The sequence below is a fragment of the Klebsiella sp. GW_Kp182 genome (assembly GCF_040062275.1).
Lineage (GTDB): Bacteria > Pseudomonadota > Gammaproteobacteria > Enterobacterales > Enterobacteriaceae > Klebsiella > Klebsiella michiganensis.
Genome location: NZ_JBEAFQ010000048.1, coordinates 26,041 through 50,540, shown reverse-complemented (window position 1 = coordinate 50,540; position 24,500 = coordinate 26,041). Strand labels below are relative to the sequence as shown.

Annotated in this window: 22 protein-coding genes; 16 read left to right on the top strand and 6 right to left on the bottom strand. The window is 58.6% G+C overall.

The window, feature by feature from the left end:
- From kdpC to kdpF, 4 genes are read right to left on the bottom strand one after another with little or no spacing between them, the layout of a single operon-like run.
- Window positions 1–576: a potassium-transporting ATPase subunit KdpC gene (gene kdpC / locus ABLU88_RS20825; RefSeq protein WP_025106377.1), complete on the bottom strand. Its 576-nt coding sequence runs from the start codon at window positions 574–576 to the stop codon at window positions 1–3.
- 10 nt (window positions 577–586) lie between these two features.
- Complete coding sequence (kdpB, locus tag ABLU88_RS20820; protein ID WP_004848888.1) at window positions 587–2,635, bottom strand: potassium-transporting ATPase subunit KdpB; 2,049 nt, start codon at window positions 2,633–2,635, stop codon at window positions 587–589.
- A 21-nt stretch (window positions 2,636–2,656) separates the two neighbouring features.
- The gene (kdpA, locus tag ABLU88_RS20815) at window positions 2,657–4,336 is read right to left on the bottom strand and encodes a potassium-transporting ATPase subunit KdpA (RefSeq protein WP_014837834.1); all 1,680 of its coding nucleotides are present in this window, start codon (window positions 4,334–4,336) and stop codon (window positions 2,657–2,659) included.
- Complete coding sequence (kdpF, locus tag ABLU88_RS20810) at window positions 4,336–4,425, bottom strand: K(+)-transporting ATPase subunit F (protein ID WP_009651669.1); 90 nt, start codon at window positions 4,423–4,425, stop codon at window positions 4,336–4,338. The genes kdpA and kdpF overlap by 1 nt, the downstream gene beginning before the upstream one ends.
- 309 nt (window positions 4,426–4,734) lie before the next feature.
- On the opposite strand from kdpF, the gene ABLU88_RS20805 reads away from it, so the two are divergent.
- Both ABLU88_RS20805 and phrB read left to right on the top strand, forming a co-directional pair.
- Window positions 4,735–4,941, top strand: coding sequence for a DUF2517 family protein (locus ABLU88_RS20805; RefSeq protein ID WP_004848892.1), 207 nt, complete (start codon window positions 4,735–4,737; stop codon window positions 4,939–4,941).
- A gap of 244 nt (window positions 4,942–5,185) precedes the next feature.
- Window positions 5,186–6,634 (top strand): deoxyribodipyrimidine photo-lyase, encoded by a 1,449-nt coding sequence (phrB, locus tag ABLU88_RS20800; RefSeq protein ID WP_201993784.1) that lies wholly within the window; start codon window positions 5,186–5,188, stop codon window positions 6,632–6,634.
- On the opposite strand, the gene dtpD is transcribed toward phrB, so the two are convergent.
- Complete coding sequence (gene dtpD, locus ABLU88_RS20795) at window positions 6,597–8,078, bottom strand: dipeptide permease DtpD (protein ID WP_064375132.1); 1,482 nt, start codon at window positions 8,076–8,078, stop codon at window positions 6,597–6,599. The two genes, phrB and dtpD, sit on opposite strands and share 38 nt — an antisense overlap.
- 270 nt (window positions 8,079–8,348) lie before the next feature.
- On the opposite strand from dtpD, the gene ABLU88_RS20790 reads away from it, so the two are divergent.
- The 8 genes from ABLU88_RS20790 (at window position 8,349) to nei (ending at window position 14,667) form a co-directional block, all read left to right on the top strand.
- On the top strand, window positions 8,349–9,092 hold the full coding sequence (locus tag ABLU88_RS20790) for a type 2 GTP cyclohydrolase I (RefSeq protein ID WP_014228436.1): 744 nt from the start codon (window positions 8,349–8,351) through the stop codon (window positions 9,090–9,092).
- 15 nt (window positions 9,093–9,107) lie between these two features.
- Window positions 9,108–9,764: a 5-oxoprolinase subunit PxpB gene (gene pxpB / locus ABLU88_RS20785; RefSeq protein WP_004848901.1), complete on the top strand. Its 657-nt coding sequence runs from the start codon at window positions 9,108–9,110 to the stop codon at window positions 9,762–9,764.
- On the top strand, window positions 9,758–10,690 hold the full coding sequence (pxpC, locus tag ABLU88_RS20780; protein WP_009651642.1) for a 5-oxoprolinase subunit PxpC: 933 nt from the start codon (window positions 9,758–9,760) through the stop codon (window positions 10,688–10,690). Before pxpB ends, pxpC begins: the two co-directional genes overlap by 7 nt.
- A complete protein-coding gene (pxpA, locus tag ABLU88_RS20775) occupies window positions 10,680–11,426 on the top strand; it encodes a 5-oxoprolinase subunit PxpA (RefSeq protein ID WP_004848906.1) in 747 nt (248 codons plus the stop codon). The genes pxpC and pxpA overlap by 11 nt, the downstream gene beginning before the upstream one ends.
- A 62-nt stretch (window positions 11,427–11,488) precedes the next feature.
- Window positions 11,489–12,214 (top strand): DUF969 domain-containing protein, encoded by a 726-nt coding sequence (locus ABLU88_RS20770; protein ID WP_004130515.1) that lies wholly within the window; start codon window positions 11,489–11,491, stop codon window positions 12,212–12,214.
- Complete coding sequence (locus ABLU88_RS20765; protein WP_116280180.1) at window positions 12,211–13,206, top strand: DUF979 domain-containing protein; 996 nt, start codon at window positions 12,211–12,213, stop codon at window positions 13,204–13,206. The genes ABLU88_RS20770 and ABLU88_RS20765 overlap by 4 nt, the downstream gene beginning before the upstream one ends.
- A 9-nt stretch (window positions 13,207–13,215) precedes the next feature.
- Window positions 13,216–13,860, top strand: a complete 645-nt coding sequence (gene pcp, locus ABLU88_RS20760) for a pyroglutamyl-peptidase I (RefSeq protein WP_116280181.1) — start codon at window positions 13,216–13,218, stop codon at window positions 13,858–13,860.
- Between the two features lie 15 nt (window positions 13,861–13,875).
- Window positions 13,876–14,667: an endonuclease VIII gene (gene nei, locus ABLU88_RS20755; protein WP_348837810.1), complete on the top strand. Its 792-nt coding sequence runs from the start codon at window positions 13,876–13,878 to the stop codon at window positions 14,665–14,667.
- A gap of 45 nt (window positions 14,668–14,712) precedes the next feature.
- Here the strand turns inward: nei and gltA are convergent, their stop codons facing one another.
- On the bottom strand, window positions 14,713–15,996 hold the full coding sequence (gene gltA / locus ABLU88_RS20750; RefSeq protein ID WP_004100276.1) for a citrate synthase: 1,284 nt from the start codon (window positions 15,994–15,996) through the stop codon (window positions 14,713–14,715).
- Window positions 15,997–16,635: 639 nt separating this feature from the next.
- On the opposite strand from gltA, the gene sdhC reads away from it, so the two are divergent.
- The 6 genes from sdhC (at window position 16,636) to odhB (ending at window position 24,496) form a co-directional block, all read left to right on the top strand.
- Entirely contained in the window at window positions 16,636–17,040 is a 405-nt protein-coding gene (gene sdhC, locus ABLU88_RS20745) for a succinate dehydrogenase cytochrome b556 subunit (protein WP_014837839.1), read from the top strand.
- On the top strand, window positions 17,034–17,381 hold the full coding sequence (gene sdhD / locus ABLU88_RS20740; protein ID WP_348837807.1) for a succinate dehydrogenase membrane anchor subunit: 348 nt from the start codon (window positions 17,034–17,036) through the stop codon (window positions 17,379–17,381). Before sdhC ends, sdhD begins: the two co-directional genes overlap by 7 nt.
- Window positions 17,381–19,147, top strand: coding sequence for a succinate dehydrogenase flavoprotein subunit (gene sdhA / locus ABLU88_RS20735; protein ID WP_025106368.1), 1,767 nt, complete (start codon window positions 17,381–17,383; stop codon window positions 19,145–19,147). Before sdhD ends, sdhA begins: the two co-directional genes overlap by 1 nt.
- Window positions 19,148–19,162: 15 nt before the next feature.
- The gene (sdhB, locus tag ABLU88_RS20730; RefSeq protein ID WP_004130526.1) at window positions 19,163–19,879 is read left to right on the top strand and encodes a succinate dehydrogenase iron-sulfur subunit SdhB; all 717 of its coding nucleotides are present in this window, start codon (window positions 19,163–19,165) and stop codon (window positions 19,877–19,879) included.
- Window positions 19,880–20,450: 571 nt separating this feature from the next.
- Window positions 20,451–23,258 (top strand): 2-oxoglutarate dehydrogenase E1 component, encoded by a 2,808-nt coding sequence (gene sucA / locus ABLU88_RS20725; protein ID WP_004130528.1) that lies wholly within the window; start codon window positions 20,451–20,453, stop codon window positions 23,256–23,258.
- 14 nt (window positions 23,259–23,272) lie between these two features.
- Entirely contained in the window at window positions 23,273–24,496 is a 1,224-nt protein-coding gene (odhB, locus tag ABLU88_RS20720; RefSeq protein ID WP_004848921.1) for a 2-oxoglutarate dehydrogenase complex dihydrolipoyllysine-residue succinyltransferase, read from the top strand.
- Window positions 24,497–24,500: the final 4 nt, after the last annotated feature.

Here is a 24,500-nt window from a genome sequence, read left to right as displayed (position 1 = left end):
TTACTTATCCTTCAGGGCATCCAGCGACATATTCAGCTGCAGTATATTTACCACAGGTTGGCCGAGAAAACTGAGCAACGGTTTTTGCGTTGCCTCGTTCACCAGCTGCGTGACCTGCTCCACGCTAAGCTGGCGCGCTTTGGCGACGCGCGGCGCCTGCCACAGAGCGGCGGCAGGCGTCAGACTGTAATCCAGTCCGCTCGCCGAGGCGGTCACCAGCTCCACCGGAACCGTTGCGCTGGCGTCCGGATTGGCGGCGCGCAGGGTCTGCACCCGTTCGCTGATGGCTTTGTCCAGCGCCGGATTGCTGGCGGCGAGGTTGCTGCCGCCGGACGCCAGCGGGTTATCAGGCATCTCCGCCGTCGCGGAAGGGCGGCCCTGGAAGTAGCCCGGCGCGGTAAAGTTCTGCCCGATAAGGCGGGAACCGCGCACTTCGCCGTCAATCCGCACCAGCGAGCCGTTGGCCTGCTGCGGGAACCACCACTGTCCCAGCGCGGTGGTTAACAGCGGATAGACGCCGCCGGTGAGCAGCGTTAACAGAATAAACAGCACAACAGCAGGACGAATGAATGACATGGTTTTTTCCTCACAGCAGCCCGGTCAGGGTCAATAACAGGTCGATCGCTTTGATACCGATAAAGGGCACCAGCAGTCCGCCCAGGCCGTAGACCCACAGGTTGCGGCGCAGCATCGCCGAGGCCGTCAGCGGCTTATAGCTCACGCCCTTCAGCGCCAGCGGGATCAGGAAGATGATAATCAGCGCATTAAAAATCACCGCGCTCAGGATCGCCGAAGAAGGCGAGTGCAGATGCATCACGTTAAGCATCGCCAGCGGCGGATAGACGGCGGCAAAGGCGGCCGGAATGATGGCGAAATACTTCGCCACGTCGTTGGCGATACTGAAAGTGGTTAACGAACCGCGGGTCATCAGCATCTGTTTACCGATATGTACGACCTCGATCAGTTTGGTGGGGTTAGAGTCGAGATCCACCATATTGCCCGCCTCTTTCGCCGCCTGGGTACCGGAGTTCATCGCAACCGCCACGTCGGCCTGCGCCAGCGCCGGGGCGTCGTTGGTACCGTCGCCGGTCATCGCCACCAGCCGTCCTTCCGCTTGATACTGGCGGATCAACGCCAGCTTGGCCTCCGGCGTCGCTTCGGCGAGAAAGTCGTCCACGCCCGCTTCCGCGGCGATAGCGGCGGCGGTCAGGCGGTTATCGCCGGTGATCATCACCGTCTTAATCCCCATTTTACGCAGTTGGGCAAAACGCTCTTTGATGCCGCCTTTGACGATATCTTTCAGCGAGATAATCCCCAACACGCGTTCGCCTTCGGCGACCACCAGCGGCGTAGCGCCAAGACGCGCCACGTCTTCAACCTGTTTATCGACGTCGGCCGGGAAGTGACCGCCGTTGGCCTCAACGTGGCGGCGAATGGCATCCACGGAACCTTTGCGGATCATCCGCTGGTCGATGTTGATGCCGCTCATCCGGGTCTGGGCGGTAAACGGCACGAAGGTGGCATGCAGCGATTGCAGATCGCGCTCGCGCAGATTAAAGCGCTGTTTTGCCAGCACCACGATGCTGCGGCCTTCCGGCGTTTCGTCGGCCAGCGACGACAGCTGGGCGGCATCGGCAAGGGTTTTCTCTTCCACGCCCTGCGCAGGCAGGAATGCCGAAGCCTGGCGGTTGCCGAGGGTAATGGTGCCGGTTTTGTCCAGCAGCAGGACGTCGACGTCGCCCGCCGCTTCAACCGCGCGGCCGCTGGTGGCGATCACGTTCGCGCCGAGCATGCGGCTCATCCCGGCGACGCCGATGGCCGACAGCAGGCCGCCGATAGTGGTGGGGATCAGGCACACCAGCAGCGCCACCAGCACCGTGACGCTGACCGCGTTACCGCTCCAGGCGGAGAAGGGCCAGATGGTGGCGGTGGCCAGCAGGAACACCAGGGTCAGGGCGATAAGCAGGATAGTCAGCGCGATTTCGTTCGGCGTCTTGCGGCGCTGGGCGCCTTCAACCATGGCGATCATCCGGTCAAGGAAGGTTTCGCCGGGGTTGACGCTGCAGCGGATCACCAGCCAGTCGGAGAGAATACGCGTCCCGCCGGTCACTGAGGCGAAGTCGCCGCCGGACTCGCGGATAACCGGCGCGGATTCACCGGTAATGGCGCTCTCATCCACCGACGCGCCGCCTTCGATAACTTCGCCATCGCAGGGAATGATATCCCCCGCTTCGACCAGCACCACGTCGCCTTTACGCAGCTCTTCGGCGGGGACGTGGTCAATTTGCGCATCGTGCTGCGGCGCGCGCAGCTTACGGGCAAAGGCGGTCTTTTTGACCCCTTTGAGGCTGTTAGCCTGCGCTTTACTGCGGCCTTCCGCCATCGCTTCGGCGAAGTTGGCGAACAGGACGGTGAACCACAGCCAGAGACTCACGGCGGCGGTAAATCCGGCGCTGCCGGCGATCTGCCCGCTTGCCATGGCAAGAGCCAGCAGGGTGGTGAGCAGACTGCCAATCCAGACGATAAACATCACCGGGTTACGCCACTGTACGGCAGGGCTCAGTTTTTTCACGGCGTCCAGCAGGGCCTGACGCACCAGCGTCGGCTCCAGCAGGGCTAATGATTTGCGACTCATAACAGGTTGCTCCGCAATCGCTTAAAGTAAGGAAAAGTGTTCCGCCAGCGGGCCGAGCGCCAGCGCGGGAATAAAGGTCAGGGCGCCAACCAACAGCACGGTGCCGATCAGCAGGCCGATAAACAGCGCGTCATGGGTGGCGAGCGTGCCGCTGCCGGCGGGCTGAATTTTCTTCGTTACCAGCGAACCGGCAATCGCCATCACCGGGATAATGACCGCGAAGCGGCCAACCAGCATGCAGAACGCCAGCAGCAGGTTCCAGAACGGCGTCGCCGCGCTGAGGCCGCCAAAGGCGCTACCGTTGTTGTTGGCCGCCGAGGTGACGGCGTACAGCACTTCGCTGAAGCCGTGCGGCCCGGGGTTGAACATGCCCGCGCGACCGGCTTCGGTCATCATCGCCAGCGCCGTGCCGAGGAGCACCAGCGTCGGGGTCACGAGGATCGCCAGCGCAATCATTTTCATTTCGCGGACGTCAATTTTCTTCCCGAGGTACTCCGGGGTGCGGCCAATCATCAGCCCGGCGATAAATACCGCCAGCATCACGAACAGCAGCATGCCATACAGACCCGAGCCGACGCCGCCGAAGACCACTTCGCCTATCTGCATCAGCCACATGGGGACCATTCCGCCCAGCGCGGTAAAGGAGTCGTGCATGGCGTTGACCGCCCCGCAGGACGCGGCGGTGGTGACCACGGCAAACAGGCTGCTGGCGAGAATACCGAACCGGCTCTCTTTGCCTTCCATATTGATACTGCTGTCGGCGCCAAGGCTCAGCAGATGCGGGTTACCGCGGGTTTCCGCCCACATCACTACCGCCACGCAGACGATGAAGATGAGCGTCATCGCCCATAGAATGGCCCGTCCCTGACGGCGATCGCCCACCACCTCGCCGAAAGCGAAGCACAGCGCCGCCGGGATGAGAAAGATCGCCAGCATCTGCACCAGGTTGGTCAGCGCGGTTGGGTTTTCAAACGGATGCGCTGAGTTGGCGTTAAAGAAGCCGCCGCCGTTAGTACCCAGCATTTTGATCGCTTCCTGTGAAGCCACCGGCCCCATCGGCAGCATCTGGCGCACCCCTTCAAGCGAGGTAAAGCCCTGATTCGGGGAAAAACTCTGCGGCACGCCCTGCTGAATAAAGAACAGCGCGATGAGCAGCGAAATGGGCAGCAGCAGCCAGAGGGTGATGCGGGTCAGATCGACCCAGGCGTTGCCCAGGGTGCTGACTTTCTGCCGGGCGTAAGCGCGGGTAAGGGCAAAGATCACCGCGATGCCGGTGGCGGCGGAGAGGAAGTTTTGCACCGCCAGCCCGGCCATCTGGCTAAGGCTACTCATGGTGGTTTCACCGGCATAGGCCTGCCAGTTGGTGTTGCTGACAAAGCTCACCGCCGTATTCAGCGCCAGGTCCCACGACAGGCCGGGCAGGTGCTGCGGATTGAGCGGCAGCGAGCCCTGGAACATCAGCAGCGTGAACAGGACCAGCAGACCCAGCGCGTTAAACAGCAGAATAGCGAATAAATATTGATACCAGTTCATCTCCTGCGAACGAATGCCCGCCGCCCGCCATAAACCGCGTTCGATGCCGGCCAGGCCCGGTAGCGGGGCATCATTGATCATCGTCGCCAGCGCCGTGCCCAGCGGACGAGCCAGGATCATCAGCAGCAGAATAAAGCTCGCGATGAGTAAAAATCCTTGAGCGGCCATCAGAATGCCTCCGCGTGTATCAGGGCATAAACCAGATAAACCAGCAACAGGAACACCAGCGCTACGCCAGCGATTACGCCTGCACTCACAATCCACCTCCGGGTGTCTTTTTGATTTACGAGGAGAATAGGCAGTCGGGCGCAAAGATTTCGCAAAAATCAGCGGCGGGGGTGTAAAAAAAATATAAAAATCGCCAAGACCACAATTTAACTAATGGTTAGTATTAATTTAACTTTTTTGTAACTAAGTTACCGGGTGAATGTAAATAAAGGCTAAATACGTGCTTTTTAGTGGTCGGATGAGTAGTAAAATTACAGCCAAAGCGGTACTATTTTAAGCAGAGAAACAGATTAACTTTACCGGCTTTGCTTGCCGGCCTGACAAAGGGGAGAGAAATTATGGCGTTGTACAAAACTTATCCTGCTCATATCATCTTTGCGCGTCGCGCTTTCGCCGTAGCGGCTGGCGTGCTGGCGCTGCCGGTAATGCTGTTCTGGAAAGATCGCGCCCGTTTTTACAGCTGGCTGCACCGCGTGTGGGCGAAAACCAGCGAACAGCCGGTATGGCTGGCGCAGGCTGAAAAAGTCTCCGCAGATTTTTATTAATAACGGTTTATGGCTCAGCGGGCGCGCGCTGCGAAAACGGGCTAATGGCTTGATATCCTGGTTTATTTACCCTGTTTTCCCCGGCACAGCGTGCCAACAGATTGCCTTATCATCATGCCGCCGGTTTACCCGGCGGTTTTTTTTTGCCATGAGTGGCTTACACTTATTCACTCCCCGAAGGTTAAGCCTGCGGGAGGGTTAAATATAAGTCGAACTTATCAATTTTCATGATGAAAGGAATGCTATGGCCACCCATCTGGTCTGGTTTCGCGCGGATTTGCGCATCCACGATAACCTGGCGCTCGCCGCCGCCTGCCGCAATCCCGATGCCGAGGTGCTGGGATTATTTATCGCCACGCCAGGGCAATGGCGCCAGCACGGTATGGCGCCGCGCCAGGCGGCGTTTATGGTCAGCCACCTTCACAGCCTGCAAGCGGCGCTGGCCGAAAAGGGGATCCCGCTGCAGATTGAACATGCCGCAGATTTCACCGCCAGCGTGGCGCTGCTCGCCAGCATTTGCCGGCAGCGGCAGGTGACCCATCTGTTTTACAACTACCAGTACGAAATCAATGAACGCCAGCGCGATACGGCGGTGGAGAAAACCTTAGCGGAGCTGACCTGTCAGGGCTTTGATGACAGCGTTCTGCTGCCGCCGGGCAGCGTACTGACCGGCAGTCGTGAAATGTATAAGGTCTTTACGCCGTTTAAAAATGCCTTTATTCGCCGTTTGCAGGAAGCGCTGCCGGAGTGCGTCGCCGCGCCGAAAGTCCGCGCGGGCGGGCCCATCGCTGCGGCGTCTGAAGTGAAAATAGATTATCCGCAGACGCCATTTGATAGCGAGCTGTTCGCCGCGGATGAAAAAAGCGCCATCGCCCGGCTTCGCGGCTTCTGCCAGCAAAAGGCCGCCGACTATGAGCAGCAGCGCGATCTTCCCGCCATCGAGGGGACCAGCCGACTGTCGCCGTGCCTGGCGGTGGGCGCGCTCTCACCGCGCCAGTGCCTGCACCGTTTGCGGGTTGAGCAGCCGCGGGCGCTGGATGGCGAAGCCGGATCGGTATGGCTCAACGAGCTTATCTGGCGCGAGTTTTATCGTCACCTGATGGTTTACTACCCAAACTTGTGTAAGGGGCGGCCTTTTATCGACTGGACCGATAACGTGGCGTGGCTGGACGATAAATCCGCGCTTCAGGCCTGGCAGCGCGGGCAAACCGGCTTCCCGATTGTCGACGCCGCGATGCGTCAGCTTAATGCGACCGGCTGGATGCATAACCGCCTGCGGATGATTGTCGCCAGTTTTCTGGTGAAAGACCTGCGCATCGACTGGCGGCTGGGCGAGCGCTACTTTATCGAACAACTTATTGATGGCGATCTGGCGGCGAATAACGGCGGCTGGCAGTGGGCGGCTTCAACGGGTACCGATGCCGCGCCCTATTTTCGTATTTTTAACCCGACGACCCAGGGAGAGCGCTTCGACAAAGCGGGGCAGTTTATTCGTCAATGGCTGCCGGAGCTGGCCGGGGTACCTGAAAAAGCGGTGCATCAACCGTGGCTGTGGGCGGAGAAACAGGGCGTAACGCTGGATTATCCGCGCCCGATTGTTGACCACAAGCAGGCGCGGCTGGCGACGCTGGCGGCCTGGGAAGCCGCCAGAGAGCTTAAGACTCCATCGCCAGGCGACGAGTCCGGATCTTAACGGCGTGATACAGCCAGATAGCCAGCACCAGGCCGACGCAGGCCAGCGCGCCCCAGGTTATCTGGCTGAATACCTCAATGTAGGCGTTGATCGAGTAGTTGACGGCCCCGGCGGCATCGAACGACCCCTGCGAGGTTTGATCGGCAATCACGCCTGCCAGATAGTTGGCGATAGCGCCGGAGAGCAGCATATAAATACCGGTCAGCACCCCGGTCACGCCGGGGATCTCAATACGGGTAATCTGCGACATCGCCACCGGGTCGATAAACAGCTCGGCGAAGCCCATCACCGCCAGGCCCAGCACCATCAGCGGCATTGAAGATTGTCCGTAAGCCGCCGACCAGCGTGCGCTGAGGGTCAGGATACAGAAACCGGCGCTCATCAGGCCGAGGCCCAGCGCGAATTTGCCCCAGATACGCACGGTACGGTTGCCGTTAATATTCTCCTTCACCAGCCACGCCAGCACCACCCCACAGAGCATCACCGCAAAGGCGTTCACCGACTGGAACATCGCGGTCGGTATCTCATAGCCCATAAAATGGCGATTAACAAAACGGTCGATATAGAGGCTGATGGAACTGCCGCCCTGCTGCGCAAAGGCCCAGAACAGCAGGCTGAAGCAGGTGAGCACCATAATCAGCCGCAGCTCTTTACGCTGCCTGGCGGTCTCCGCCCGCAGGTAGATCCGCGTCAGTACCGCCAGGCCGATAACCGTCGCCACAATCAGCGCGTAAACCGACCACTCCTGCCAGAACAGCACGGTGATCAGCAGCGGCGCGGCGATCAGCAGCACCAGCAGCCAGCCCCAGTTTGGTAAGACGAAACTCCGCGCCCGCAGCGCTTCGCGATTGACGCCCCGGGTGTGGCGGAAATGGTGATTGCCGCTGAGGAAAATCACCAGCCCGGCGATCATGCCGACGGCCGCCAGCGCGAAGCCCATCGCCCAGCTGTACTCCTCCTGCACGTAGCCGCAGGCGATTGGCGCAATGATAGACCCGACGTTACCCGCCGCGTACATCAGCGAAAAACCGCCGTCGCGGCGCGGGTCGGTGGGTTCATACAGCTCGCCGAGTAGGCAGCTGACGTTGGATTTAAACAGCCCGTAGCCGCAGACAATAATCGCCAGCGACAGGTAGAGGAAGGTGGGGGCGATTTCGCTGGCGCCGAGCACCAGATGGCCGATGGCCATCAGCAGCGCGCCGAGCATCACCGCCATGCGGTTGCCCAGCAGCTTATCGGCCAGGAAGCCGCCGAGAATCGGCGTGACGTAGACTAAAGAACAGTAGGCGCTGAACAGCGCATAAGCATGATTATCGTCATACTTGAGCTGGTTGGTGAGATAAAGAATCAGCAGCGCGCGCATGCCGTAAAAACTGAAATATTCCCAGATTTGCAGCGCGACGACGTAATAAATCGCCCGCGGCTGTGAGGATTGTGTGTTCATGTAATGCCTTGTCCTGCCGTAAAAAAGAAAGTCGATCTTTCTGCATGAATAGCCATTAACTAGCGATATTCATGGCCTTATGGGCTTTCTGGTTATTTAATATGCTGTAATAGTGCATAAATATACACGAATGCGCGAACGAGGGAGTAGACAAATTGCGGGATTTCGCGAAAAGTCAAAATGGACGGCGAAGCGGCAGAACTATCGACTGACCGGACGGATACCGTTATGTTATTCCTCTGCATAGAACGATGACCTGGTGGAACGGCAATGAAAAATAGTGAACTGGAACAACTGATTAATGAAAAACTCAATAGCGCGGCCATCAGTGATTACGCCCCCAACGGGCTCCAGGTGGAAGGGCGCGAAACGATACAAAAAGTCGTCACCGGCGTGACCGCCAGCCAGGCGCTGCTGGATGAAGCCGTCCGCCTGGAGGCCGATGCGGTGATCGTCCATCACGGCTACTTCTGGAAAGGCGAATCGCCGGTCATTCGCGGCATGAAGCGCAACCGCCTCAAAACGCTGCTGGCTAACGACATTAACCTCTATGGCTGGCACCTGCCGCTCGACGCTCACCCGGAACTGGGCAATAACGCTCAGCTGGCGTCGCTGCTCGGCATCAATGTGATGGGGGAGATTGAACCGCTGGTACCGTGGGGCGAACTGTCGATGGCGGTATCGGGCCTGGAGCTGGCTTCATGGATTGAAGCGCGGCTGGGTCGCAAACCGCTGTGGTGCGGCGACACCGGGCCGGATAAAGTCGCCCGCGTGGCCTGGTGCACCGGCGGTGGGCAAAGCTTTATCGACAGCGCGGCCCGCTTTGGCGTCGATGCGTTTATTACCGGTGAAGTTTCAGAGCAAACCATACACTCGGCGCGCGAGCAGGGGCTGCATTTCTACGCCGCCGGGCACCATGCCACCGAGCGCGGCGGCATTCGCGCGTTAAGCGAATGGCTGACGGAAAATACCGAACTGGACGTCACGTTTATTGATATCCCGAACCCGGCCTGATGAACGGAGGCAAAAGTGCAGCGAGCGCGTTGTTATTTATTAGGTGAAACGGCAGTCGTACTGGAGCTTGAGCCTCCGGTGACGCTGGAAAGTCAGAAGCGGATCTGGCGGTTAGCCCAGCGGCTGGTAGGCCATACCGAGGTGGTGGAAGCCATCCCGGGCATGAACAACATTACCGTGATATTGCGCAACCCGCAGCAGACGGCGTGGGACGCGATTGAGCGCCTGCAGCTCTGGTGGGAGGAGTGCGATACGCTCGAACCGGAATCGCGGGAGGTCTCGGTCCCGGTAGTTTATGGCGGCGAATACGGACCGGATCTGGGAGAAATTGCCCGCCACAGCGGCCTGAGCGAAAAGCAGGTGGTTGAGCTGCATTCGTCGGTGGAGTACGTGGTGTGGTTCCTCGGCTTCCAGCCGGGGTTCCCGTACTTCGGCGGCCTGCCGGAGCAGCTGGCGATGCCGCGACGGGCGGAGCCGCGCCTGCTGGTACCCGCCGGGTCCGTCGGTATTGGCGGGGCGCAAACCGGGATCTATCCGCTGGCGACGCCGGGGGGATGGCAGCTGCTGGGGCGTACGCCGCTGGCGCTGTTTGATCCGAAGCGCAAGGAGCCGGTGCTGCTGCGTTCCGGCGACAGAGTGCGTTTCGTGCCGCAAAAGGAGGGCGTATGTTAAAAATTATCCGCGCCGGAATGTATACCTCGGTGCAGGACGGCGGGCGTGAAGGGCTGCGTCAGCTGGGCATCAGCCGCTGTGGCGCTATGGATAAGCCGGCGCTGGTCACCGCTAATCTGCTGGTGGGTAACGGCGCTAACGCCGCGGCGCTGGAGATAACGCTGGGTCAGGTGGATATTCAGTTTGAACGCAGCGGCTGGTTTGCGCTGACCGGCGCCGCCTGCGAGGCGAAACTCGATGGCGAGCCGGTATGGGTGGGCTGGCGAACGGCGGTCAAGGCCGGGCAGCATCTGGTGCTCAAGAACCCGCAGCACGGCGTGCGCAGCTACCTGGCGGTGGCGGGGGGGATTGCGGTACCGAAGGTGCTGGGTTCGCGCAGCACCGATCTGAAAGTGGGGATTGGCGGTCTGGAAGGTCGACGTTTGCAGGACGGAGATCGGCTGAAGCTGGGGAAATCGGATAAGCAGTTCCGCGGGCCGCGCGGCGTGAAGCAGCTCCCCATCGGCAACCGCATCCGCGCGCTGCCCGGGCCCGAGTACCAGGAGTTTGATAGCGTGTCGCAGGACACGTTCTGGCGCTCGCCGTGGCAGCTTAGCCCGCAGAGCAATCGCATGGGCTATCGCCTGCAGGGGCAACCGCTGAAGCGGACGACCGACCGCGAGATGCTTTCGCACGGCCTGCTGCCCGGCGTGGTACAGGTTCCGCATAATGGCCAGCCCATCGTACTGATGAACGACGCGCAGACCACCGGCGGCTATCCGCGGATTGCGACCATTATCGAAGCCGACATGTACCAGCTGGCGCAGATCCCGCTGGGACAGCCGATCCACTTTGTTCCCTGCTCCCTGGAGGAGGCGCTGAAGGCGCGCGCCGACAGACAACGTTATTTTGAACAGCTGGCATGGAGACTGAACGATGAAGATTGATTTAAACGCCGACCTGGGCGAAGGCTGCGCCAACGATAGCGCGCTGCTGCAGCTGGTCTCTTCTGCCAATATCGCCTGCGGTTTCCATGCGGGCGATGCGGTGATGATGCTGCAGTGCGTCCGCGAAGCGCTAAAATATGGCGTCGCGGTGGGCGCGCATCCCAGCTTCCCTGACCGGGAAAATTTTGGCCGTACGGCGATGCAGCTGCCGCCGGAAACGGTTTATGCGCAAACGCTGTATCAGGTCGGCGCGCTGGCGGCGCTGGTGCGCGCGCAGGGCGGCGAGCTGCAGCACGTCAAGCCGCACGGCATGCTTTATAACCAGGCGGCAAAAGATCCGCAGCTTGCTGACGCTATCGCCAAAGCGGTATATGACGTTGACGCGGGTCTGGTGCTGGTAGGCCTGGCGGGCAGCGAGCTGATTCGCGCCGGGCAGCGTTATCAGCTGACCACCCGCCAGGAGGTCTTCGCCGACCGCGGCTATCTGGCGGACGGCAGCCTGGTGCCGCGCACCCAGCCCGGCGCGCTGATCGAGAGCGAAGAGCAGTCGCTGGCGCAAACCCTGGAAATGGTGCAGCACAGCCGGGTACGCAGCATCACCGGCGAATGGGCGCACGTGGTGGCGGAAACCGTCTGCCTGCACGGCGACGGCGAGCACGCGCTGGATTTTGCGCGCCGCTTGCGCGCGGCGTTTGCCGGGCGCAATATACAGGTCAGTGCGGAAGTAGAAGAATAAAAAAAATATTATCAAGCAATTAACATTAGACAACAATTCACAACAACATACAGGATGTAACTATGGGAGAGTCATTATCTCTCTGGCCACTGATCGGCATTGCTGCGATCGTGGTCGGATTTGTTCTGCGTTTTAACCCGGTACTGGTGGTTATTGTGTCCGGGATCATCACGGGTCTGACGGCGCATATGCCGATCGCGACCATTCTGGAAAAGCTGGGAGAAGGATTTCTTAATACCCGCAACCTGCCGTTTATTCTGCTGCTGCCGCTGGCGGTGATTGGCCTGCTGGAGCGGCACGGTCTGAAAGAGCGCGCGCAGACGTGGATCGCGAAGATCCGCAGCGCCACCGCCGGTCGTCTGCTTATCGTCTATCTGTTCGTTCGTGAAGTGACCGCGGCGATGGGCCTCACCAGCCTGGGTGGTCATCCGCAGATGGTGCGCCCGCTGCTGGCGCCGATGGCGGAAGGGGCGGCGGAGAAAAACTTCGGCGCCTTGCCCGGCGAGGTGCGCTATCGTCTGCGCGCGATGTCGGCGGCGACCGACAACGTGGGCCTGTTCTTCGGGGAAGATATTTTCGTCGCCTTCGGGGCGATTATCTTTATGCATAACTTTATGCTGGAGTCGGGCGGCATTCAGACCGAGCCGCTGCATATCGCCCTGTGGGGGATCCCAACGGCGGTCTGCGCCTTCCTGATCCACTCCGCCCGCCTGTGGCGCCTCGACCGCCATCTCCAGCGCGAGCTGGACAAGGTTAACGCCGGGCAGGCGAAAGGCGGTGCCGCATGAATTTTCAGCAAACCTGGCTGTACTGGCTGGCGGGCGCGGTTCTGCTGGTGGTGGCGGTGATGTCATGGCGCGATAAGGCCAACCCGCGCAGGCTGACAACCGGCCTGTTCTGGGGGCTGTATGGCCTGGTGTTTCTGTTTGGCGACTGGACCTATGAGCTGGTCGGCGACAAGCGGGCCGTTAATATCGGCGTTGGCGTGGTGGTGGTGGTGCTGGCGCTGATCGCTGGTTTTGGCGGCGTGCGCCTCGGTCGCTATCATCAGCGCTCGCAGGAAGAACGTACCGCCAGCGCCGCGCGTCTTGGCAACCGGCTGTTTTTCCCGGCGCTGGCGATCCCGGTGGTGACGGTGATCGGCGTGCTGCTGTTTAATAATCTCCCCTCGCTGCAGGTCGCTATCTTTGGCCCGGGCAATCACGCCACGCTGATCACGCTGTTTTCGATGACCGCGGGCACGCTGCTCGGTCTGGTGATGGCTATCCGCATGACCCATGAAACGGCCGCGCAGCCGTTACAGGAAGCCCGCCGCCTGCTGGATTCGGTGGGCTGGGCGTTTATTTTGCCGCAGATCCTTGCGGTGCTCGGGCTGCTGTTTACCGCCGCCGGCGTTGGCAACAGCATCTCCCTGCTGACGCAGCACTACCTGGCGGTAGACAGCCGGTTTATCGCCGTTGCCGTCTATACCCTGGGAATGGCGCTGCTGACGATGGTGATGGGCAACGCTTTCGCCGCGTTTCCTATCGTGACGGCGGGGGTCGGGATCCCGATTCTGGTGCTGCAGCACGGGGGGAACCCGGCGGTGATGGCGGCCATTGGCATGTTCTCCGGCTACTGCGGTACCCTGATGACGCCCATGGCGGCGAACTTCAATATCGTGCCTGCCGCGCTGCTGGAGCTGCCGGATAAAAACGCGGTCATCAAAGCCCAGGTGCCGACCGGCATTATGCTGCTTATCGTGAACGTATTTTTGCTCTATTTCCTGATGTTCCTGTAAGGAGGGATCATGGCTGGCGTGTTAATTACCGGTTTTGAGCCGTTCGGCGGCGAATCGGTTAACCCTTCGTGGGAAGTGGTAAAGCGGCTGGATGGCGCTATTATCGGCGGACAGCCGGTAGCGGCGCGGCAGCTGCCGTGCGTCTTTGGCGACGCCCTGACGGCGCTGAACGCCGCGCTGGATGAGCTGGATCCCGTCCTGACCCTGGCGATTGGCCAGGCGGGCGGTCGCGTCGACATCACCGTTGAACGGGTGGCGATCAACGTCGATGATGCGCGGATCCCGGACAATAAAGGCCTGCAGCCGATCGACGTACCGATCGCTGCCGGCGGGCCGGCGGCGTACTTCAGCACGCTGCCGATCAAAGCGATCGTCACCGCCCTGCGCAGCCGGGGGATCCCGGCGTCGGTGTCGCAGACGGCGGGGACGTTTGTCTGTAATCACGTGATGTACGGCCTGCTGCACAGCCTGCGTCATCGCAGCGGCGCGAAGGGCGGGTTTATCCATATTCCGTATTTGCCGGAGCAGGCCGCGGCTCATCCCGGCGAAGCCAGTATGGCGGTAGAGACGGTGCAGGCCGCGCTGGAAACGGCCATCGCCGTTGCCCTGCAGCAGGATGGCGATGTGAAAGTCGGCGGTGGGGCAACGCATTAACACAAGGACAAGATTATGCCGGAAGGTCCGGAAATTCGCCGCGCGGCGGATAGCCTGGAAGCGGCGATTAAAGGCGAACCCCTGACCGGGGCGTGGTTCGCCTTCCCGCAGTTACAACATTACCAATCTCAGCTGGTCGGCCAGCGAGTGACGCACATTGAAACTCGCGGTAAGGCGCTGCTGACCCACTTCTCCGGCGGGCTAACGCTGTATAGCCACAATCAGCTGTACGGCGTCTGGCGAGTGGTGGACGCGGGGGAGCAGCCTGAAACGACGCGCGTTCTGCGCGTTCGGCTGCAGACCGCGCGCAGGGCGATTTTGCTCTACAGCGCCTCTGATATTGAGATGCTGACGCCCGAGCAGCTCGCCCGCCATCCGTTTTTGCTGCGGGTCGGGCCGGATGTGCTCGATATGCGCCTTAACGTTGAACAGGTCAAAGCGCGGCTGCTGTCGGCGAAATTCCGCAACCGCCAGTTCTCCGGTCTGCTGCTGGATCAGGCGTTTCTTGCCGGATTAGGCAACTATCTGCGCGTGGAGATCCTCTGGCAGGTGGGGCTGACCGGGCGGCATAAAGCCTCTGAACTGGATGAAAAACAGCTTGATGCGCTGGCGCATGCGCTGCTGGAGATCCCGCGATTGTCCTACAACACCCGCGGTCTGGTGGACGAGAATAAGCACCACGGCGCGCTGTTTCGCTTTAAGGTTTTTCATCGCGAAGGGGAGACCTGCGAGCGCTGCGGCGGAATAATCGAGAGAACGATGCTATCGTCGCGGCCGTTTTACTGGTGCCCGGGATGTCAGCAATAAAAAAACGCGCCTTCAGGCGCGTTTTTTGTCGCTGCGATAGCCCTCTTAACGGGCGATATCGTTTTTGAAATCGCGCTTTTCGTAGCCGGTATACAGCTGGCGCGGACGGGCGATTTTCATGCCGTCGCTGTGCATTTCGTTCCAGTGCGCAATCCAGCCCACGGTACGCGCCATCGCGAAGATAACGGTAAACATAGAAGACGGAATGCCCATCGCTTTGAGGATGATACCGGAGTAGAAATCGACGTTCGGGTAGAGTTTCTTCTCGATGAAGTACGGGTCGTTGAGCGCGATGTGCTCAAGCTCCATGGCCACTTCAAGCAGATCGTCTTTGGTACCGAGCTCTTTCAGCACTTCGTGGCAGGTCTCACGCATCACGGTGGCGCGCGGGTCGTAGTTTTTGTACACGCGGTGGCCAAAGCCCATCAGGCGGAAAGAGTCGTTTTTGTCTTTCGCGCGACGGACGAATTCCGGAATGTGTTCAACGGAGCTGATCTCTTCGAGCATCTTCAGCGCCGCTTCGTTGGCGCCGCCGTGTGCCGGTCCCCACAGGGAGGCAATACCCGCAGCGATGCAGGCAAACGGGTTCGCGCCGGAAGAGCCGGCGGTACGTACGGTGGACGTTGAAGCGTTCTGTTCGTGGTCGGCGTGCAGGATCAGGATACGGTCCATGGCGCGTTCCAGAATTGGATTCACTTCATATTTTTCACACGGCGTGGAGAACATCATATTCAGGAAGTTACCCGCGTAGGAGAGGTCGTTGCGCGGATAAACGAAAGGCTGGCCGATAGAGTACTTGTAACACATTGCCGCCATCGTCGGCATTTTGGAGAGCAGGCGGAATGCGGCGATATCGCGGTGGCGTGGGTTATTCACATCCAGCGAATCGTGATAGAACGCGGCCAGCGCACCGGTGATACCGCACATGACGGCCATCGGGTGAGAATCGCGGCGGAACGCGTGGAACAGACGGGTAATCTGTTCGTGAATCATGGTGTGGCGGGTAACGATGGTTTTGAATTCGTCGTACTGGGCCTGGGTCGGCTTCTCACCGTTCAGCAGGATGTAGCATACTTCCAGATAGTTGGAGTCGGTTGCTAACTGATCGATCGGGAAACCGCGGTGCAGCAGGATACCTTCATCACCGTCGATAAAGGTGATTTTAGATTCGCAGGATGCGGTGGAGGTAAAACCAGGGTCAAAAGTAAACACGCCTTTTGAACCAAGACTACGAATATCAATAACATCCTGACCGAGCGTGCCCTTTAGCACATCCAGTTCGATAGCAGTATCACCACCCAGGGTGATTTTTGCTTTAGCATCAGACATTTATGGTCTCCTTAGCGCCTTTATTGCTTAAGGCTGCCGGGTGGTGGATTTGCATTCAGCCCGTAGCAGATGACATTACCAGTTTGTTATGTTGCACATCGCTCTGCGTCGCGAAAAGGGCAGGGTACAGAGCAAGGGCGCTTGATGGTACGTCTTCAGCCTACGACGAAACAACAGCAAATCAGCGTTTTAGCAGCCCGAATATTATAAAACTATATACCACTAATAACTGTCCTGATTACATCGGTCAATACTCTCTCACTGTTGCATAACTTATTCTCAGGTAAAAGAGTGACCCCATAACTTTTGCGTATTATTGCATTTATCTGGTAATGGTTGTAACAATAATGTTTAATATTTGTCAAATCAGATGATTAAAAATTAAAAATATGTTGTTATCGTGACATGGATCACTGTTCGGGAGAAAACCCGACAAACTATATGTAGGTTAATTGTAATGATTTTGTGAACGGCCTATACTGCCGCCAGGTCTCCGGAACACCCTGCAATCCCGAGCCACCCAGCGTTATTTTGTCACGCTTTAACTCCTGGAAAGGCGTTTTAACATGACTTTTAGTTATAGATAAGGACGCTGTCTGACCCGCAAGCAGACCGGAGGAAGGAAACAATAAGAACAGCATGTGGGCGTTATTCATGGTAAGAAATGTGAAAAAACAAAGACCTGTCAATCTGGATCTGCAAACGATCCGGTTCCCAATCACGGCGATAGCGTCCATTCTCCATCGCGTATCCGGAGTGATCACCTTCGTGGCGATCGGGATTCTGCTTTGGCTGCTGGGCACCAGCCTTTCCTCTCCCGAAGGTTTTCTCACTGCGGCATCCATTATGGATAGCTTCTTTGTGAAGTTCATCATGTGGGGCATCCTGACCGCGCTGGCGTATCACGCGGTGGTCGGTATTCGCCACCTGCTGATGGATTTTGGCTACCTTGAAGAAACCCTCGAAGTAGGGACACGCTCCGCCAAAATTTCTTTTGTTATTACTGTCGTGCTTTCACTTCTCGCAGGAGTCCTCGTATGGTAAGCAACGCCTCAGCACTAGGACGCAACGGCGTACATGACTTTATTCTGGTCCGTGCTACCGCTATCGTTCTGACCCTCTACATCATCTATATGGTTGGCTTCTTTGCCACCACCGGTGAAATTTCATGGGAAGTCTGGACGGGCCTTTTCTCCTCCGCGTTCACTAAAGTCTTCACCCTGCTGGCTCTCGTTTCCATTCTGATCCACGCCTGGATCGGGATGTGGCAGGTATTAACGGACTACGTTAAACCACTGGCCGTGCGCTTAATTCTGCAACTGCTGATCGTTGTAGCGCTGGTGGCTTACGTTCTTTATGGATTTGTTGTGGTGTGGGGTGTGTAATGAAATTGCCTGTCAGAGAATTTGATGCTGTTGTCATTGGTGCCGGAGGCGCAGGTATGCGCGCGGCGCTGCAGATTTCCCAGAGCGGCCAGACCTGTGCGCTGCTCTCTAAAGTTTTTCCGACCCGTTCCCATACCGTTTCTGCGCAGGGTGGTATCACCGTTGCGCTCGGTAATACTCATGAAGATAACTGGGAATGGCATATGTACGACACCGTTAAGGGGTCGGACTACATTGGCGATCAGGACGCCATCGAATACATGTGTAAAACCGGCCCGGAAGCGATTCTGGAGCTGGATCATATGGGTCTGCCGTTCTCGCGTCTCGAAAATGGCACGATTTATCAGCGTCCGTTCGGCGGCCAGTCGAAAAACTTCGGCGGCGAGCAGGCGGCACGTACCGCTGCGGCGGCTGACCGTACCGGTCACGCGCTGCTGCACACTCTCTATCAGCAGAACCTGAAAAATCACACCACTATTTTCTCCGAGTGGTACGCGCTGGATCTGGTGAAAAACGCCGATGGCGCGGTGGTTGGTTGTACCGCCCTGTGTATCGAAACCGGTGAAGTGGTTTACTTCAAGGCTCGCGCCACCGTGCTGGCTACCGGCGGCGCCGGTCGTATCTACCAGTCCACCACCAATGCCCATATCAATACCGGCGACGGCGTTGGTATGGCGATCCGCGCTGGCGTGCCGGTGCAGGATATGGAAATGTGGCAGTTCCACCCGACCGGTATCGCCGGGGCGGGCGTTCTGGTGACAGAAGGCTGCCGTGGTGAAGGCGGCTACCTGCTGAACAAACACGGCGAACGTTTCATGGAACGTTATGCCCCGAATGCGAAAGACCTGGCGGGTCGCGACGTGGTGGCGCGTTCCATCATGATCGAAATCCGTGAAGGTCGCGGCTGCGATGGTCCGTGGGGCCCGCACGCCAAGCTGAAGCTCGATCACCTCGGTAAAGAAGTGCTGGAATCCCGCCTGCCGGGTATCCTGGAGCTCTCCCGCACCTTTGCCCACGTCGACCCGGTAAAAGAGCCGATTCCGGTTATCCCAACCTGCCACTATATGATGGGCGGTATTCCGACCAAAGTGAGCGGACAGGCGCTGACCGTCAACGAGCAGGGCGAAGATGTGGTTATTCCGGGACTGTTCGCGGTAGGCGAAATCGCCTGCGTATCGGTACACGGCGCGAACCGTCTGGGCGGCAACTCGCTGCTTGACCTGGTGGTCTTTGGCCGCGCGGTGGGTCTGCACCTGCAAGAGTCTATCGCCGAGCAGGGCGTACTGCGCGACGCGACGGATGAAGAGATCGACGCTTCTCTGGAACGTTTGAACCGCTGGAACGGCAACCGGAATGGTGAAGACCCGGTCGAAATCCGCAAAGCGCTGCAAGAGTGTATGCAGCATAACTTCTCGGTCTTCCGCGAAGGGGATGCAATGGCGAAGGGCCTTGAGCAGCTGAAAGCCATCCGCGAGCGTCTGAAAAACGCCCGCCTGGATGATACTTCCAGCGAGTTCAACACCCAGCGCGTTGAGTGCCTGGAGCTGGATAACCTGATGGAAACCGCTTACGCCACCGCGATGTCTGCGAACTATCGTACCGAAAGCCGCGGCGCGCATAGCCGCTTCGACTTCCCGGATCGTGATGATGAAAACTGGCTGTGCCATTCCCTGTATCTGCCAGAGTCGGAATCCATGACGCGTCGTAGCGTCAATATGGAACCGAAGCTGCGTCCGGCATTCCCGCCGAAGATTCGTACTTATTAATGCGGAGACAGGAATATGAAACTCGAGTTTTCAGTTTATCGTTATAACCCGGACGTAGACGATGCTCCGCGCATGCAGGATTACACCCTGGAAGCGGAAGAGGGTCGCGACATGATGCTGCTGGACGCGTTAATCCAGCTGAAAGAGAAAGACCCGTCGCTGTCGTTCCGCCGCTCCTGCCGTGAAGGGGTTTGTGGCTCCGACGGTCTGAACATGAACGGGAAAAATGGTCTGGCGTGCATCACGCCGATCTCCGCGCTGAATCAGCCGGGTAAGAAAATTGTTATCCGTCCGCTGCCAGGATTACCGGTTATCCGTGATTTGGTGGTAGACATGGGGCAATTCTATGCACAATATGAGAAGATTAAGCCTTACTTGTTGAATAATGGGCAAAATCCTCCGGCTCGCGAGCATCTGCAGTCGCCAGAGCAGCGTGAGAAACTCGATGGTTTGTACGAGTGTATTCTCTGCGCATGTTGTTCAACGTCTTGCCCGTCGTTCTGGTGGAACCCGGACAAGTTTATCGGCCCGGCCGGCCTGCTGGCCGCGTATCGCTTCCTGATCGACAGTCGCGATACCGAAACCAGCGAGCGCCTCGAAGGGCTGAGCGATGCTTTCAGCGTATTCCGCTGTCACAGCATTATGAACTGCGTCAGTGTGTGTCCTAAGGGGCTGAACCCGACGCGCGCCATCGGCCATATTAAGTCGATGCTGCTGCAGCGCAGTGCGTAAGTAACCCGGTCTGCCCCGGATGGCGCTAGCGCTTATCCGGGCTACCAAAAGCAGTAGCCCCGGCAGCGTTCGCGCCGCCGGGAAATGAATACCCTAAATAATTCGAGTTACAGGACAAAACGGCTAGCCGTTTTGAACAGCGCTTGCGCTGGCCCCGTAGGGGCGAGGCCGAAGGCCGAGTCACGCGGCGACGCAGCGAATCCCCAGGAGCTTACTCAAGTAAGTGACTGGGGTGAGTGAGGAAAGCCAACGCACATGTAACTTGAAGTATGAAGGGGATAGCAGGAAATCTTTAAAAACCGCCAAATATGTACCAGTAATCAAGGCGTTCAGAGCGAGGTAAGGCGGCAACTGAACGCATCCCCGGGAGCATAGTGAACTATGTGACCGGGGTAAGTGAAGGCAGCTAACGCAACCGCAGCCTGAACGCCGAAGATTAATGGCAGTTTTTAAAGGTTCCTTAGCGGACGAAACCACAACTCATCCGCAACAAGTGAACCCCGGCACGTACAACTTCTGTGCGTGGTAGTTTCTACGGCGAAATAAGCATATAAATGCTTAAGGGATCACGATGCAGAACGGCGCAATGAAAGCCTGGCTGGACTCTTCTTACCTCTCTGGTTCGAACCAGAGCTGGATAGAACAGCTCTATGAAGACTTCTTAACCGATCCTGACTCTGTTGACGCCAACTGGCGTTCTATGTTCCAGCAGTTACCTGGCACCGGAGTCAAACCGGATCAATTTCATTCCAAAACGCGTGATTATTTCCGCCGCCTGGCGAAGGATGCCTCGCGTTACACTTCTTCGATTTCCGACCCTGACACCAATGTGAAGCAGGTTAAAGTCCTGCAGCTCATCAACGCATACCGCTTCCGTGGTCACCAGCATGCGAATCTCGATCCGCTGGGACTGTGGCAGCAAGAGAGAGTGGCGGATCTCGATCCGGCTTACCACGATCTGACCGAGGCCGATTTCCAGGAGATCTATAACGTAGGTTCTTTTGCCATCGGTAAAGACACGATGAAGCTGGGCGATCTGATCTCTGCCCTGAAGCAAACCTATTGCGGCTCCATCGGCGCGGAATATATGCACATTACTTCTACCGAAGAAAAACGCTGGATCCAGCAGCGTATCGAGTCGGTAGCAGGCAAAGCGAGCTTTAGCGCCGAAGAGAAAAAACGCTTCCTGAGCGAGCTGACCGCGGCGGAAGGCCTCGAACGCTACCTCGGGGCGAAATTCCCGGGCGCGAAACGCTTCTCGCTGGAAGGCGGCGATGCGCTGATCCCAATGCTCAAAGAGATTATCCGCCACGCGGGTAAGAGCGGTACCCGCGAAGTGGTGCTGGGCATGGCGCACCGCGGTCGTCTGAACGTACTGGTCAACGTGCTGGGTAAAAAACCGCAGGACCTGTTCGACGAATTTGCCGGTAAACATAAAGAACACCTCGGTACCGGTGACGTGAAGTACCACATGGGCTTCTCGTCGGACATGGAAACCGAAGGCGGCCTGGTGCACCTGGCGCTGGCGTTTAACCCGTCGCACCTGGAAATCGTCAGCCCGGTAGTTATCGGTTCCGTACGCGCTCGCCTCGATCGTCTCGACGAACCGAGCAGCAACAAAGTTCTGCCGATCACCATTCACGGCGACGCCGCGGTCACCGGCCAGGGCGTGGTTCAGGAAACCCTGAACATGTCCAAAGCTCGCGGTTACGAAGTGGGCGGTACCGTACGCATCGTGATTAACAACCAGGTGGGATTCACCACGTCTAACCCGCTGGATGCGCGTTCTACCCCGTACTGCACCGACATCGGTAAGATGGTGCAGTCGCCGATTTTCCACGTCAACGCCGATGACCCGGAAGCGGTCGCTTTCGTGACCCGCCTGGCGCTGGATTTCCGTAATACCTTCAAACGCGATGTCTTCATCGACCTGGTTTGCTACCGCCGTCACGGCCACAACGAAGCCGACGAGCCGAGCGCAACCCAGCCGCTGATGTATCAGAAAATCAAAAAGCACCCGACCCCGCGCAAAATCTACGCTGACAAGCTGGAAGCCGATAAGGTCGCGACGCTGGAAGACGCTACCGAGCAGGTTAACCTCTACCGCGACGCGCTGGATGCTGGCGAATGCGTGGTGCAGGAGTGGCGTCCGATGAACATGCACTCCTTTACCTGGTCCCCGTACCTCAACCACGAGTGGGATGAGAGCTATCCGGACAAAGTTGAACCTAAGCGTCTGCAGGAGCTGGCGAAACGCATCAGTACGGTGCCGGAAGCCGTTGAGATGCAGTCGCGCGTCGCGAAAATCTATGGCGATCGTCAGGCAATGGCCGCCGGCGAGAAGCTGTTCGACTGGGGCGGCGCGGAAAACCTCGCCTACGCCACGCTGGTCGATGAAGGTATTTCGGTGCGTCTGTCCGGCGAAGACTCCGGGCGCGGGACCTTCTTCCACCGCCACGCGGTGATCCATAACCAGAAAAATGGTTCAACCTATACGCCGCTGCAGCACGTCCACAACGGTCAGGGCCATTTTAAAGTCTGGGACTCCGTGCTGTCAGAAGAAGCGGTCCTGGCGTTTGAATACGGCTATGCCACCGCAGAGCCGCGTACTCTGACCATCTGGGAAGCGCAGTTCGGCGACTTCGCCAACGGCGCGCAGGTGGTTATCGACCAGTTCATCAGCTCCGGCGAGCAGAAGTGGGGCCGTATGTGCGGTCTGGTGATGCTACTGCCGCACGGCTACGAAGGCCAGGGGCCGGAGCACTCCTCCGCGCGTCTGGAACGCTATCTGCAGCTCTGCGCCGAGCAGAACATGCAGGTTTGCGTACCGTCCACGCCGGCGCAGGTTTACCATATGCTGCGTCGTCAGGCGCTGCGCGGTATGCGTCGCCCGCTGATCGTGATGTCGCCGAAATCGCTGCTGCGTCACCCGCTGGCGGTATCGAGCATGGACGAACTGGCTAACGGCACCTTCCAGCCGGCAATCGGTGAAATCGACGATCTCGACCCGAAAGCCGTGAAGCGTGTTGTGCTGTGCTCTGGTAAGGTTTATTACGACCTGCTGGAACAGCGCCGCAAGAAAGAGCAAAAAGATGTCGCTATCGTTCGCATAGAGCAGCTCTACCCGTTCCCGCACCAGGCGGTACAGGAAGCGCTGAAACCGTATGCGCACGTGCATGATTTTGTCTGGTGTCAGGAAGAACCGCTCAACCAGGGCGCGTGGTACTGCAGCCAGCATCACTTCCGTGAAGTGATTCCGTTTGGGGCCTCTCTGCGTTATGCAGGCCGCCCGGCCTCCGCCTCTCCGGCGGTAGGATACCTGTCCGTTCACCAGAAACAGCAACAAGATCTGGTCAATGACGCGCTGAACGTCGATTAATTAAAGGATACATAATGAGTAGCGTAGATATTCTGGTTCCCGACCTGCCTGAGTCCGTAGCTGACGCAACGGTTGCCACCTGGCATAAAAAACCGGGCGATGCGGTTGTTCGTGACGAAGTGCTGGTAGAAATCGAAACTGACAAAGTGGTACTGGAAGTACCGGCTTCAGCGGATGGCATTCTGGACGCGGTCATTGAAGACGAAGGCGCCACCGTGCTCTCTCGTCAGATCCTCGGCCGCCTGCGTGAAGGCAACAGCGCGGGCAAAGAGTCCGGCGCGAAAGCCGATGCCAAAGAGTCGACGCCGGCCCAGCGCCAGCAGGCTTCTCTGGAAGAACAAAACAACGATGCGCTGAGCCCGGCGATTCGCCGTCTTCTGGCGGAACACAGCCTCGACGCGGCGGCCATTAAAGGCACCGGCGTTGGCGGCCGCCTGACCCGCGAAGACGTGGAGAAGCATCTGGCGAGCGCGCCGGCTAAAGCTGAAGCGCCGGCGGCTGCACCCGCTGCTGCTGCTCCGGCGGCGCAGCTGGGCAACCGCTCGGAAAAACGCGTGCCGATGACCCGTCTGCGCAAACGCGTTGCCGAGCGTCTGCTGGAAGCGAAAAACTCCACCGCCATGCTGACGACCTTCAACGAAGTCAACATGAAGCCGATTATGGATCTGCGTAAGCAGTACGGTGACGCGTTTGAAAAACGTCACGGTATCCGCCTGGGCTTCATGTCCTTCTACGTGAAGGCGGTCGTGGAAGCGCTGAAACGCTATCCGGAAGTGAACGCCTCTATCGATGGCGACGACGTGGTGTACCACAACTATTTCGACGTCAGCATGGCGGTCTCCACGCCTCGCGGCCTGGTCACCCCGGTTCTGCGCGACGTCGATCTGCTGGGCATGGCGGATATCGAGAAGAAAATTAAAGAGCTGGCAGTAAAAGGCCGCGACGGCAAGCTGACCGTAGACGACCTGACCGGCGGTAACTTCACCATTACCAACGGCGGCGTATTCGGTTCTCTGATGTCCACGCCGATCATCAACCCGCCGCAGAGCGCGATTCTGGGTATGCATGCCATCAAAGATCGTCCGATGGCGGTGAATGGTAAGGTGGAAATTCTGCCGATGATGTACCTGGCGCTCTCCTACGACCATCGTCTGATCGACGGACGTGAGTCGGTTGGCTACCTGGTTGCGATTAAAGAGCTGCTGGAAGACCCGACTCGTCTGCTGCTGGACGTGTAGTCAG